Source organism: Cytophaga hutchinsonii ATCC 33406 (assembly GCF_000014145.1).
GTDB classification, from domain to species: Bacteria; Bacteroidota; Bacteroidia; order Cytophagales; family Cytophagaceae; genus Cytophaga; species Cytophaga hutchinsonii.
In genome coordinates, this window is record NC_008255.1 from 3,857,070 (window position 1) to 3,869,874 (window position 12,805).

The following is a 12,805-nucleotide window of genomic DNA, read 5'->3' on the forward strand; positions in this document are numbered from 1 at the left end:
CCTCTGCGCGCATAGCATTTGTGCTTTTTTCGTTATATTTAATATACACACCTGAATTTTCTGGAAACTTTAAATGAAACAGCTTTTATTATTCTTTATATCACTATTTTTCTTCATGACTTTTTCTTTGTCTGGCTATGCGCAGACTACGAAATCTGAAAAAATCGATAAAAAGCTGGACAGTATATACCTTAAAAGAGAAAACTATGTCGTTAGTGCCCGCGACAAACTCACTATTTTTATTTTCAGCACGCGTTACCTGAATGGAAAGTTATTTACAAACCCCGGTATCGATAATTATTATTTCCCTATTGCTCCTTTAAACATTGGTTTAGGGTTCAGCCATAAATGGCTCGCGGTAAACATCGCCATTTTATCACCAAAGCTTGGTAAGAGTAATTACGATAACTCTCAATCAAAATACCAGAATTTTAATTTACAGGCGCTGGCGTATACACCAAAATATGGCGTTGATATTTTTTACAGTCAAAACTTAGGATACTTCCTGGGAAACTATAACGGATACATTGATGTAGCCAATGCACCGGATAAAACGCCCTATTTTGATATGAAGACAAACCGGTTTACAATAAACTTACTGCGTGTATTTAATCCGGTTAAATATTCAATGAATGCAACAATGATTGGTGGTGAAATGCAAAAAAACAGCTCATCCTCTTTTATTATAAATACCAGTTTTTCATTAAGCAAATTTAGAATGAGCGATTCGATTCCAGCTTTCATTCTGGACCAAATGAATCAGGAAGCAATTTTTAAGGGGGGCACCTTCTACAGCATTTCTGTTTTACCGGGTTATGGTTTTACATGGATTTTCAGCAAACGATTTTATCTGGGCATCATTCCGGGATTCGGACCCAGCTTTCAATACAAGTCTATGACATTTGAAGACGAACATGAAAATAAGGTTGCTATCTCCTACCGCATTATTGCAAAAGCAGGAGCTGGGTTTCATGCAAAGAGATGGACTGCGGGAATAAGTGTTTTATATGATAATGAACGGTATCATTTAGGTTCTAAAACAAATATATTCAACAACAATGGTAAAGTTATATTAAAGGTTGGCTACAAGATCAATGTGCCGAACTGGGGTAAAGGCTTATCTAAAAAAATGAGCACCATGCAAAATAAATTTGAACATACACTCCATAATTTTTAAATCAGAGGCAACAGATCTGTTACCTCTGATTTAAGTATTCTTTATTATTTGTTCACAAGCTATTTTTCCGTTAGAAATACCGCTGAATGAATATATAAGAGTAACAACAGTTGCAGTTCGCCTTCCTTTGTGCAGCGGCATGCTCTCATGCATATAACCGCAGCAAATAATACCAGATAAAATGTTTTATTTAACTTTATTTCAGTTGTATTAAAAATAACAGAATCAGGCGTTCTGAATTCCGGATTCTAATCAAAACAATACTTAAAAAAAAAGGTGTCAAAATTTGACACCTTTTTTTTTAAGTTAGTCTACTAAAATAGGAGGATTTGCTGTTGACTGTCTTTTACGATTCAGCACAACATCAACGGTACCGGTTACAGTAGCAGATGTATTACCATCATATTTACTTCTGTACGTTATATAATGAGCAGGATAAGTAGCAACATAATCAAAATGCAATCTGCCGGTTAGTGTATCCAGGGAAAGGTTAGATACATTAAATGTTGCATCCGATTCTCCTGCACTACTGCTTGGATAAGCACTTACATAATCTGATTCTTCGCCTTCATCCTCAAACAAGAATACGTTATTATTCACAAGACCTATAAACGACAAATCCAGCGTAGCATAGCTTGGAGTGTGAATGGTTCCATCGGCATTTACCTCACCCGACAGGGTTATCGCAAATCTTTTTTCCGTATCCAGCAGATCTCTTCTTGATAAGGTAACTGAGTACATGTTTGAAGGAATTGGTATGTTTGTGCGTTTCGGCATCGTAGACGAATTGAATCCGGAATACATAAATTGATTATCTAACAGCGTTTCATAGTATTCATATGAAAAGGAAGGGTTCACAGCCTTTCCATTATAATCTACATAACTGATTGTACCGGTAATTGAGCCTTGCCTCGTTAAATCACTCTCGCCTGCAGGTCCTTGTTCACCATCTTTTGTACGGCACGATACTGACACCATCAGCATTGCCGTTAAAATACATATAATGTTTGCTTTCATACTTATTTTCTACCTATACGTGCTGGCATTGGAGCATTTGAATCATATTTTCTTTTTGCAATAACATCTACATGCCCCTGTAAAGTAGCTTCGGTGCTGCCATACGTATCCCCGTACATATCATTTGGATTTATAATGGCTTCGAAATCATAGGTAATTCTTCCGGATAATGTGTCCAGTTTTAAGTTTGTAACATTGAATGTTGAAGACGACTCATCCAGATCAAATGTAACCCCAAAATCAAATACAGAATTATTAACGTTTCTTATCATTGAAAAATCCAGACGACCGTAAAATGGCGGAACAGGCGTGATACCATCGCCTTCATCTGTATAACCATACGCATCAAAAGATATATAGCTGTATTTATCCTTCAGATCTCTTCTCTTTACATTCAGATCATATTCACCATAATTAAAATACTGAAACTGGTTATCAAATAATGTTTCGTAGTACGCATAATCAAACGTTTGCTTTACTTCATCACCCTTGTAATCAACAAAGGTCAATGTCCCGTTAATAGAACCTTGTTTGTTTAATGCACTTTCACCGGCAGGACCCGGAGCTCCTTCTTTTGTGCGGCACGAAAAGGTAGTTAAGGCAACAGCCATCAGTAACAGATAAAATGTTTTCATCTTTTGTTAGAGGGGTATAAAATTGTTTTGTTGTTATTCTGTGTGAATACTACTCAAAAGTAAGCAATCATTTTTTCAGAACAAATCATTAAAAGAGTGATATTCAATATTTTATATAAATAACCCAATAAGTTATTTAACCATTTGACAGTTAATAAAATAACATATTTTATATTTGTCCGTAATATCAATTATTATAGTATTAACATAAGATAAAATAGAAAGTTTTAAAGAGGGTCGATATGTTGGGGTTAAAAACAAAAGTAGATAAAAGTAACGTTGTTGAGAATAATCCCAACGTTATGCCGGAAGAACAAAACGAAGAGCGATTTTTTTTAGAAGGTCCAAAATCACGTTGGAAAGAATTTAAATTCCTGCTGCATATTATCTGGGATTTCCTGGTCGGATTCAGGGTACTGCATTTTGCAGGACCCTGTGTAACCGTATTTGGATCTGCCCGCTTTAAGGAAGATCACGAATATTATAAAAAATCGTTTGAAGTGGGGGCGGCAGTTGCCGGCCTGGGTTTCACGGTTATGACCGGGGGCGGGCCGGGTGTTATGGAAGCTGCAAACAAAGGAGCTAAAAAGGGCGGTGGCAGATCGGTAGGCTGTAACATTATTTTACCAATGGAACAATACGCCAACCCATGGTTAGACCTGAGTGTAAACATAAAATACTTCTTTGTACGAAAAGTTCTTTTATGTAAATATTCTTATGCCTTTGTTTGTATGCCAGGTGGTATGGGAACACTGGATGAATTCTTTGAAGCCGTAACGTTGGTACAGACCAATAAGATCAAACGTTTCCCGATTGTATTATTCGGAAAAGAGTACCACAAACATTTGTACAAGCATCTTGAGTATATGGCTGAAGCGGGAACAATATCACCGAAAGATCTTGAACTGTTTTTGTTTACAGACGACATTCACGAAATGGAAAATCACCTAAGCAAATATGCAGTAGATGCCTTTGGTCTGAAAAAAGTTACAAAGCCAAAACGCTGGATGATCTTCGGAGAATAAAAATTGAAAGCCTGAACAATGTGTTCAGGCTTTTTTATATATATTTTTTTGTCACTGTAATGACTTTATTTTTTAATTCTTCTGTGGGCCAGGCTGCTTCAATATCAGGTATAGCCATAATCTCATCTAATATTTTCTGATGCAACAAACCTGTTTCCATGGCTTCCTTATACGAAATGTCTGTAAAGGAAACCATTGTATATTGTGGAATAAATGCATCCTCTAATTCCTGGTGTAAATGCTTTTCTATTTTTTTCCGTAATAAAAAAGAAGCATCTGCAACGTGATCCCGCATTTCAATAAAATTCTGCAAAGCCAGATCCGAAATAGCATCTGCATTCTCTTTGCGTTGGTTATAAAATTCTGCAAATATTTCGGACCAGTTTGTTTTTGATTTGCCATCAATAATTTCCGCTAATATCCTGCAGTCTTCAAAACCTGCATTCATACCCTGTCCGTAAAAAGGAACCAATGCATGAGCCGCATCGCCGATCAATAGTGTATGTGCGTTAAACCAGTTCGAACTATGAATGGTAAATAATTTTGATGTCGGGTGCCTGTAAAATTGTTCTGTAAGATCCGGAAACAAGTTTTCTGTATCGGGAAAATATTTTTTAAAAAAGAGTTGAATGTCCTGATCAGATTGTAATGCTTCAAAAGAAATTTCTCCCTTCAAGGGAAGGAATAAAGTAGCTGTGTAGCTGCCGTCTTCATTAGGCAGGGCAATCAGCATGAACCGTTCCCTTGGCCATATATGCAGCGCCTGGTTGTTTGTTATTGTCTCAGTATGTGCCGAAGCTATTTCAAGCTCTTTATATCCGTACTCAAGTGTTTCTATCTGTGGCTGTGGTTGCTGTTGTTTAGACAAAAAAGATCGTACAATAGAAAATGCGCCATCTGCACCGATTACGATTTCTTTTGATTGCGTTGCAACAGTATTGCCTGTTATATCAGAAAATAGCCATTGCTCTCCGGCTGCATGGTAATCTGTACACGTATGTTCAAACAAAAAGTGTACACCTAGGTTTTCTGCTGTTGTGATCAGTAATTTATTTAACGCTCCTCTGCCAATTGAATTTATATGTTGGGAAGCTTCTCCATACGCCTGAAAGGATACATGGCCATGCAAATCGTGTATTGCTCTGCCATACATAGGTACAGCAAGCTTCAATGCTTCTTTCTCCAAACCGGTTTGTGCATCCTTTAAGGCATGAATGCCTCTGTGACTAATAGCCAGATTGATGGAGCGGCCAGCATCTGCTTCATTTTTGCGCGGGTCTTTTCTTTTTTCAAATACACGTACTGAAAATCCTCTTTCTATTAAATAAACAGCAAGCAGACTCCCAACCAATCCCGCGCCGCAAATGGTAATCTGTTCTTTCATAAGCGAACTAAAACAGCATGTTTAGACAATTCCAAAACAAACGAATATATTTCCTGATATTTATTATAAAGAGGAACAGGTGCAATGCGTATCACATCCGGTTCCCGCCAGTCGAGCATAAAACCTTGTTTGCTTAGCAGATCAAACAACTGTTTTCCCTTATTTTTTTCAACGCGTATCGATAACATAGAGCCATGCTGCTGTTGTGTTACAGGCGTGATCATTTGTATGGAGAATGCTTTCTTCTGATCTTCTGTACACAAGGCATGAATTAAAAAAACCATGTAATTAAACATGGTAGTTCTTTTCTTATTAATCGCTGTTAATCCCGCCTGCATAAATATGTCCAGCGAAGCTTTTAAGCCAATCATATTAAATACCGGTGCATTGCTCACCTGAAAACCTGCTGCGCCTGAAAGGGGCTTATAAGTGCCTTCTAAATTAAACCGGGTGTTGTGGTCGTGGCCCCACCAGCCTGCCATACGAGGCGTTGTTTTGTCATGCCCGTGCTTCTGGTGTACAAACGCGCCGCCTACTGCGCCAGGTCCGCCATTAAGATATTTATAACTGCACCATACTGCAAAATCAACTTTCCAATCGTGCAGATGCAACGGTATGTTGCCTATTGCATGCGCAAGATCAAAGCCAACAAATGCACCTGCCAGATGGGTTGCCTGTGAAATACGTTCCATATCAAACGCTTGTCCGGAATAATAATTCACACCGCTTAATACAACCAATGCCAACGAATCTTTATTTTTTTGAATGCTGGCACAGATTTCTTCTGTTGTTAATGCTGTATTTTTTTTGCCCGGTTTTAATTCTATAATTACTTTCTTCGGATCGTAGCCATACAGTTTTACAAGGCTTTCCAAAGCAAAACGGTCCGAAGGAAAATTCCAGGCTTCGGTAATAATTTTAATTTTTTTTCCTGCTGGCCGGTAAAAGGATGCCAGCATAAAATGCAGATTTGTTGTAAGGCTGTTCATTGCCACTACTTCATCCGGATAAGCCCCTGCTAATACAGACAAGGGTTTTGCAAATGACTGATGATAATGCAGCCACGGATTAGCAGCTTTCCAGTGACCTTCCACACCCCATTTTTCCCAGTCTGCCAATTCATGCAGCATAAGTTCTTTTGTACGCTTTGGCTGCAGGCCCAGCGAATGTCCGCAAAAATAAGCCTTTGCTGCAGGAGGTCCGGGAAATAGAAATTCTTTTCTGAATTCAGCTAACGGATCTTCTTTATCCAGCTGAACAGAATAAGCTCTGGTAATGAGAAATTTTGTTGGCACTATAGGAAAATATTTATCGTTTAACAGGTGCTTCCATCACAGTTCCGCAATTGGAGCAGGTACAAAGTTCTTTCGATGAATAAAATTTATTCATAACAACCGGCAATTGCGAAACAATATCTTTTACCATAACAAATTCTTCGTATAGCTTGTGGTTACAGGCTTCACAATACCACATGAACCCATCCAGCTCTTCGTCGTTTCTATAACGTTCGATAACCAGACCAATGGTATTTTCCCCCCGCTGCGGACTATGCGGCACACGGGCAGGCAGTAAAAAAATATCTCCTTCATAAATCGGGACATCTACTATTTTTCCATCTTCAATGATTTTCAAAATAATATTGCCTTCTACCTGATAAAAGAATTCCTCGCCTTCATTGTAGTGAAAATCCTTACGTGCATTCGGACCGCCCACAACCATAACAATGAAGTCGTCATTCCCGACATACACTTGTTTATTACCAACAGGTGGTTTTAATAAATGTCTGTTTTCATCAATCCAGACTTTGAAGTTAAATGGCTTGAGCATACATGAATACAATTTATGAGATTCCTGATTTGTGAGCAATTCTACGCACAAACCTGCATTATGAAATAATTTAGATATAAAGTACGTTAATTTTAAATATAGACACCACAATTCATTGATATTTCATTGGTATGGTGTAATTTTATTGGCTATTTAACGCTTTACTTGTCCAGCGAATTAAAGGAATACATATTATGTTTAAAAATATCCCTTCATCCTTGTTATTTGTTACCGGCCTTCTATTCTTCACCATTTCATCCTGCAAAAAAAAGAGTTCAGATTCGGTAGCACCATTTATTACACATAAGGCTATATACCTCAACCAGGATACGCCTTCCGTTCAAGATACACTCTATGTGAAGAGAGATCAGGTTACAGCAAATTTGCGTGTTAATGCAAATACATTTTCTATCGGAATGAAAATGAAACGCCTGTATATTTTTACGCGCCCCATTGACAATGTTCTGGCTCCGGGAGCTTACAAATCCGTTGAAATAGATGGTTTCAAAAAAGATAGTAATAATAACTTCTATTCACTGCTTAACAGTGACAATCAGGATAGCACAACTACTGCTGTGACCGTTGGGCTGAGAGCAAATGATCTTACGGCGATTGCGGAAGAATTTTATTTTATCTATACAGATGATAACGATTATGCAGGCCCTGGCAGTGGAGGCGTAGTTATTGGCCCGGCACAGTTTTTTATTCTATATGGTAAGCTAAGCGAATCTACAGGCAAACGTATTTATAATTACGCGTCTACGGTTGCATACCACTATCCGGGCTTTGATGTTGTTAACCTTGCATACAAATACAACGAAGAAGCTGCTGCTGATATGGATATCTATGAGAACACAGATAATAACCCGCTGTTTACCGGAAAATTCACATCTCAAAACGGTACTTCATTTGTAAAAGCCGAAAGTAATTTTCCGTATGCAAATGCTACAGATACAGAAGTAGCTTATTATTATTCACTTGGTACATCCTTTACTGAAACACCGGATTCTATTAACATAGGTGATATTTATCTGATGAAATTAAGAGGTACAACATCGTATGCTGCTATGAAAATTATGTATATCGTGCCTGAGAATGGAAAAACAGGCGGAAGCAATGATAATGAATATTTTATCTTCAACCTGAAAAAATAATTCTTCATTAGATAACTTTTTTTGAATAAAAATTCTTAACTTAATATATAATTTTATATAACCTTTAACTGTATTTAAACTACTATGAAAAAATTTTATTCTTATGTTGCTGTTTTAGCACTAAGTTCAATGGCACTTTTAAGTTCTTGTTCTAAAAATGATGAAGAAACGCCAGCTACTCCGGTTACACCAGATGCTACTGTTACATTAAATGAAAACACAAACACAACCGGCTCAACAACACTTTATGTAACAAGACAGCAATTAACGGCTGCGCTTCAGGTAACGGCTGTTTCTAAGACAAGCACAGACATGAAACGTATCTATGTGTACAAAAAAACTACTAATCCTACAGAAGGTGCTTATGTAACGTACCAGGGATCAGGTTTCAAAAAAGACGGAAATAATAACTACTATTATGATATTCCTTCTGACCAAAAAAACAATACGGTGTTAAATTTAACTGTTGAGTTAAATGCAAACAACGTTGCAATTGTTTCTGATGAGTACTATTTCGCATTTACAGACGGAACAAACTTTGGCGGACCAACAAATACATCCGGTATCTTATTAGGACCTGCTAAAATCTTTATTGTATATGGTGTCTTAAAAGAAACGACAGGCCTTAAATTAAATAACATTCAAGGACCAAACTCAGGTGCGTTTGATCTTGTTGCCTTAACAAACAAGGCTGCTTCAGATGCTGAGACCGGCAAAGACATGATCGATGCTGATAAGACTACTGCATTCTGGGAAAAATCATTCAATGCTGGTACTTCAGGAACATTGTATGCAAAATTAGCTCCTGGATTTGACTACACAAACGCGACTGATTTAACTATAAAAAATGCATATGCTGCTGCTGGTAATGCAATCGATACACAAACAGGTGTAGCTGCAGGTGATATCTTTGTTGCTAAACTTAGAGGTGGAAATGATTATGCGCTGATTAAAGTAACCTTCATTTCAACGGATACAGACGGAACCGGTGCAGGTAAAAACAACGAATACATGGAATTCTCTGTTAAAAAATAATTAAACAACCATTTTGTTTAAAGCTCTCTTATGTAAAAATAAGAGAGCTTTTTTTATATCTTTATCTATGCATCTATCTGTTTTAAAACACGTTCATTTAACAAGTATCCCTTCAGCTTCAGCGGTTGAAGTAGTAAACGGCAACATTTACATCGTTGGCGACGACTCAAGCTTCCTGTATGTGCTTAAATACGATTTAACCGTGTTGGCTAAAGTTCCGCTGTTTCAGGCAAAGGATGAAGATATTGTTGAGAACAGAATTTTAAAAAAGAAAAAACCGGATCTGGAATGCATTACCAGATTCAATATCAATGGGTACCCACACTTACTGATCCTTGGATCAGGCTCTAAATCGCCGCGCCGCGATGTTGCCTACCTGGTAAAATTACCGACACCTTACAATAAAAAACATTTGGTATGGGAAATATCATTAGTGAAATGGTATGCCTTTTTACGAATGAATGAAGATGTAACAGGCATAAGCGGCGTATTAAATTTTGAAGCTGCCGCTGCAACAGAAACATATCTATATGTTTTCAATCGTGAAAATAATGCGATCCTGCGCTTCGATCTGGTAGAATTTGTTGAATTTATTCAGGGCCACACAGATGGTGTTCCATTCCCAACCATTATTACATCCGAACTGCCGGAAATAGAAACTATCCGCGCAGGATTTTCCGGCGCAGATTATTTTGATCAGAAACTATTTTTCACTGCTGCTGCTGAAAACACATCTAATGCAATAGACGATGGTGCCATCATGGGCAGCGCGGTTGGCATCTTGTCCCTTGATGGGGAAGAAAAAATGCGTGGCAAGCTCGCGAGTGGATTTGTCGGTCATGTTTCTGCGTATACGCTCATTCCTGAAATAAACGGCTTACCGCTGAAAATTGAATCGATTTCTATTTACGAAAAGGAAGGAGAAAATTCATACATAGCCCTGGCAGTAAGTGACGACGACATGGGCGGATCAGATATTTTAATGCTCCAATTAGATCTCTAATCATATGCTGAAAGTACTTATTTCACAATTGTGCTGGATAATTGCTTTTCCTGTTTTTGCTCAATATCCATTTAACGAAATTCCTTTTCAAGATTACTCTACTGACATTATTATAGATAAGAAATTATCTTATAAAATTTTATTCAGTATGGGTGACACTGTTTATACTTCTACAGGAAAATCGGCTCCGGCAAAAGGGATGCATGATATGATTCTTATTTTGCCCGGTAAAAAATCTTCTGAAGTTTCTTTAGCTGTTTCGCATGAGTGCAATGACTCTTCTTCTGTACTTGGCGATGGCGGAGGCATGAGCATTGTGCCTCTCTGTTTCAAACACACTACCTGGAACGTTTATGATTCTATTAAAAATATTGATTTTACTTCTGTTGGCGGAACATATGACAATTGCAGCGGTACATACATAAAAGAAAAAAACACTATTCTTACAGCAGAAGAAGGTACACCGGTAAACAATGTATACCTGTATAAAAAGGGGAAAGGTTATCGGGACACCAGCGACATAAACGGACTTGCGCGATTTAAACATACCGGCTGGATGGTTGAAGTTGATCCGGATTCGTTAACATCACTTCGCAAGCTTTACAACATGGGGCGCTTCGTACATGAAAGTGCGCTTCTATTAAACGATGGCAAAACTGTTTTTTTAACCGATGACTTTGCGCCGGGTGTTTTCTTTAAATTTATTGCGAGTGAAAAAAATAATTTTGAGCATGGACAATTGTACGCATATAGAGATGCTACACCTGATGATACAAGCCATTGGATAACATTACCCATGACTATGGATTCATTGGTCGATATCCGCAATGTAGCCTTGCGCATGGGTGCCAGTTACTTTCTACGTATGGAATGGATGACACAGGTGCAAAATAAAATTTATATTACAGCAACCGGATGTGATAATTTTATAATAGAAAATATTTACAATGGTAAACCGTCCAAACATTTAATTCCTTTTACGAATAAGTCTGTGATCGATCAGCCCTATGGAAGTGTTCTCGTGTTTGATCCTGTAACAAACAACATGGATCTTTTATTGAATGGCGGAGCAGGAAAAAAAGATCCGGAAAAACATTTTTCAAATCCTGATGCGGTTACTACGCTTACAAAAAATGGAAAAACATATCTGATCATTCAGGAAGATATTATTTTAAATACACGCGGCCGGGTGAGCAAAAGCGCGCTGGAGAAAAATTTTTTTATGAATGAAATTTTCTGGCTTGATCTAAGTGTTAAAAATCCTACCGTTGATGATCTGAAGCGTTTTTTAATAGCACCTGCAGGTGCTGAAACTACTGGCGGTGCATTTATGTCTGGAAACACCAGGTTCTATTTTATAAATATCCAGCATCCCTACAGTAGTAATCCACCACCTTTTAATAAATCGTGCACCATTGTAATTGATTTAAAATGAAAGAATAGATAAGTGTTCTTTTAAATTATTCTTCGTCGTCTGCCTCACTATACGCTTCATCTACGTTACCCAGTGTATCTGATTTGCTGTTATAGCCGGCAACAATCAATACAATTTCGCCTTTAGGTGTATGTTTGGTATAATGCGCTGCAAGCTCTTCCAGAGAGCCGTTGCGTGTCTCTTCAAACATTTTGGTCAACTCGCGTGATACCGATGCCTGACGGTCTGCACCAAAGGCATCTCTTAACTGTTCCAGTGTTTTTACCAATCTGTAAGGCGACTCATAAAAAATAATGGTGCGGTCTTCAGGCATCAGTTTTTCAATACGCGTCTTACGGCCTTTTTTATGCGGAAGAAATCCTTCAAACACAAACTTGTCGCTCGGTAAGCCAGACTTTACAATAGCAGGCACAAACGCCGTTGGCCCGGGCAGGCATTCAACCGGTATATTATGAACATAACATTCACGCACCAGTAGAAATCCCGGATCAGAAATGCCTGGTGTTCCGGCATCAGAAACCAAGGCAAGATTTTTACCTTGCTGTAATAATTGAATCGTTGATTGCAGGGCACGGTGTTCATTGTGCGCATGAAAGGCCTGTAGCTTCGTTTGAACAGCCAGATGTTTTAAGAGATTCCCGCTGGTGCGCGTATCTTCCGCTAAAACAAGATCAACCTCTTTTAATATCCGGATAGCACGTAACGTAATGTCTTCAAGATTGCCGATCGGAGTTGGTACTAAATATAATTTACCTGACGTATTAATTGTCTGATTCATGAGCTAGTGTATCAATGGCCTCTGCCAGTGAAAAATCTTTTTTTGTAACTACCCCACCTGCACTATGGGTATTTAGTTCGATATATACTTTATTGTAGCAGTTTGTCCAATATGGATGATGATCCATTTTATCGGCTACCACAGCAACCCGTTTCATAAATTCAAAAGCTTCTTTAAAATCTTTGAATTGAAATTGCTTGATAAGTCTGTTGTTTTGTTCTGTCCACTTGTTCATAATGAAAAGAAATAGTTTGAATAATGAATTACATGGGTTCTTATTAACTAATACATACAAATTAGTTCTTAAAAAAAAAATAACAAAGAAGCGTTGCGAT

General features: G+C 37.9%; 13 protein-coding genes. 6 read left to right on the forward strand and 7 right to left on the reverse strand.

Annotated features, from left to right (window positions below):
- The first annotated feature begins 115 nt into the window (after positions 1-115).
- A complete protein-coding gene (locus tag CHU_RS16410; RefSeq protein WP_238379302.1) occupies positions 116-1,177 on the forward strand; it encodes a DUF4421 domain-containing protein in 1,062 nt (353 codons plus the stop codon).
- Between the two features lie 306 nt (positions 1,178-1,483).
- On the opposite strand, the gene CHU_RS16415 is transcribed toward CHU_RS16410, so the two are convergent.
- Both CHU_RS16415 and CHU_RS16420 read right to left on the reverse strand, forming a co-directional pair.
- A complete protein-coding gene (locus tag CHU_RS16415) occupies positions 1,484-2,194 on the reverse strand; it encodes a hypothetical protein (RefSeq protein WP_041932460.1) in 711 nt (236 codons plus the stop codon).
- A gap of 2 nt (positions 2,195-2,196) precedes the next feature.
- On the reverse strand, positions 2,197-2,829 hold the full coding sequence (locus CHU_RS16420) for a hypothetical protein (RefSeq protein ID WP_011586722.1): 633 nt from the start codon (positions 2,827-2,829) through the stop codon (positions 2,197-2,199).
- 242 nt (positions 2,830-3,071) lie between these two features.
- Between CHU_RS16420 and CHU_RS16425 the strand changes: the two genes are divergently transcribed.
- Positions 3,072-3,854: a TIGR00730 family Rossman fold protein gene (locus tag CHU_RS16425; RefSeq protein WP_011586723.1), complete on the forward strand. Its 783-nt coding sequence runs from the start codon at positions 3,072-3,074 to the stop codon at positions 3,852-3,854.
- Between the two features lie 34 nt (positions 3,855-3,888).
- Here the strand turns inward: CHU_RS16425 and CHU_RS16430 are convergent, their stop codons facing one another.
- From CHU_RS16430 to CHU_RS16440, 3 genes are read right to left on the reverse strand one after another with little or no spacing between them, the layout of a single operon-like run.
- Positions 3,889-5,238 (reverse strand): FAD-dependent oxidoreductase, encoded by a 1,350-nt coding sequence (locus tag CHU_RS16430; protein ID WP_011586724.1) that lies wholly within the window; start codon positions 5,236-5,238, stop codon positions 3,889-3,891.
- Complete coding sequence (gene kynU, locus CHU_RS16435) at positions 5,235-6,533, reverse strand: kynureninase (protein WP_011586725.1); 1,299 nt, start codon at positions 6,531-6,533, stop codon at positions 5,235-5,237. The genes CHU_RS16430 and kynU overlap by 4 nt, the downstream gene beginning before the upstream one ends.
- Before the next feature lie 13 nt (positions 6,534-6,546).
- Positions 6,547-7,065 carry a 3-hydroxyanthranilate 3,4-dioxygenase gene (locus tag CHU_RS16440; protein ID WP_011586726.1) on the reverse strand — a complete coding sequence of 173 codons (519 nt, stop codon included), beginning with the start codon at positions 7,063-7,065 and terminating at the stop codon, positions 6,547-6,549.
- A gap of 194 nt (positions 7,066-7,259) precedes the next feature.
- Here CHU_RS16440 and CHU_RS16445 point away from each other — a divergent pair, with 194 nt between their 5' ends.
- The 4 genes from CHU_RS16445 to CHU_RS16460 all read left to right on the forward strand — a co-directional run bounded on the left by CHU_RS16445 (position 7,260) and on the right by CHU_RS16460 (position 11,692).
- Positions 7,260-8,219, forward strand: coding sequence for a hypothetical protein (locus tag CHU_RS16445; RefSeq protein WP_011586727.1), 960 nt, complete (start codon positions 7,260-7,262; stop codon positions 8,217-8,219).
- Between the two features lie 84 nt (positions 8,220-8,303).
- The gene (locus CHU_RS16450) at positions 8,304-9,254 is read left to right on the forward strand and encodes a hypothetical protein (RefSeq protein WP_011586728.1); all 951 of its coding nucleotides are present in this window, start codon (positions 8,304-8,306) and stop codon (positions 9,252-9,254) included.
- Positions 9,255-9,321: 67 nt separating this feature from the next.
- Entirely contained in the window at positions 9,322-10,257 is a 936-nt protein-coding gene (locus CHU_RS16455; RefSeq protein WP_011586729.1) for a DUF6929 family protein, read from the forward strand.
- Positions 10,258-10,261: 4 nt separating this feature from the next.
- Positions 10,262-11,692: a PhoX family protein gene (locus tag CHU_RS16460; protein WP_011586730.1), complete on the forward strand. Its 1,431-nt coding sequence runs from the start codon at positions 10,262-10,264 to the stop codon at positions 11,690-11,692.
- Between the two features lie 25 nt (positions 11,693-11,717).
- Here CHU_RS16460 and rsmI read toward each other — a convergent pair whose 3' ends face one another.
- Both rsmI and CHU_RS16470 read right to left on the reverse strand, forming a co-directional pair.
- Positions 11,718-12,470 (reverse strand): 16S rRNA (cytidine(1402)-2'-O)-methyltransferase, encoded by a 753-nt coding sequence (rsmI, locus tag CHU_RS16465; RefSeq protein ID WP_011586731.1) that lies wholly within the window; start codon positions 12,468-12,470, stop codon positions 11,718-11,720.
- Complete coding sequence (locus tag CHU_RS16470) at positions 12,454-12,705, reverse strand: 4a-hydroxytetrahydrobiopterin dehydratase (protein ID WP_041932461.1); 252 nt, start codon at positions 12,703-12,705, stop codon at positions 12,454-12,456. The genes rsmI and CHU_RS16470 overlap by 17 nt, the downstream gene beginning before the upstream one ends.
- Positions 12,706-12,805 lie beyond the last annotated feature (100 nt).

Excerpts from the sequence above, each read along its gene's own strand:
- CHU_RS16410 (WP_238379302.1), top strand. The coding sequence starts at position 116 with ATGACTTTTTCTTTGTCTGGCTATGCGCAGACTACGAAATCTGAAAAA.
- CHU_RS16415 (WP_041932460.1), bottom strand. The coding sequence starts at position 2,194 with ATGAAAGCAAACATTATATGTATTTTAACGGCAATGCTGATGGTGTCA.
- CHU_RS16420 (WP_011586722.1), bottom strand. The coding sequence starts at position 2,829 with ATGAAAACATTTTATCTGTTACTGATGGCTGTTGCCTTAACTACCTTT.
- CHU_RS16425 (WP_011586723.1), top strand. The coding sequence starts at position 3,072 with ATGTTGGGGTTAAAAACAAAAGTAGATAAAAGTAACGTTGTTGAGAAT.
- CHU_RS16430 (WP_011586724.1), bottom strand. The coding sequence starts at position 5,238 with ATGAAAGAACAGATTACCATTTGCGGCGCGGGATTGGTTGGGAGTCTG.
- CHU_RS16440 (WP_011586726.1), bottom strand. The coding sequence starts at position 7,065 with ATGCTCAAGCCATTTAACTTCAAAGTCTGGATTGATGAAAACAGACAT.
- CHU_RS16445 (WP_011586727.1), top strand. The coding sequence starts at position 7,260 with ATGTTTAAAAATATCCCTTCATCCTTGTTATTTGTTACCGGCCTTCTA.
- CHU_RS16450 (WP_011586728.1), top strand. The coding sequence starts at position 8,304 with ATGAAAAAATTTTATTCTTATGTTGCTGTTTTAGCACTAAGTTCAATG.
- CHU_RS16455 (WP_011586729.1), top strand. The coding sequence starts at position 9,322 with ATGCATCTATCTGTTTTAAAACACGTTCATTTAACAAGTATCCCTTCA.
- CHU_RS16460 (WP_011586730.1), top strand. The coding sequence starts at position 10,262 with ATGCTGAAAGTACTTATTTCACAATTGTGCTGGATAATTGCTTTTCCT.
- rsmI (WP_011586731.1), bottom strand. The coding sequence starts at position 12,470 with ATGAATCAGACAATTAATACGTCAGGTAAATTATATTTAGTACCAACT.
- CHU_RS16470 (WP_041932461.1), bottom strand. The coding sequence starts at position 12,705 with ATGAACAAGTGGACAGAACAAAACAACAGACTTATCAAGCAATTTCAA.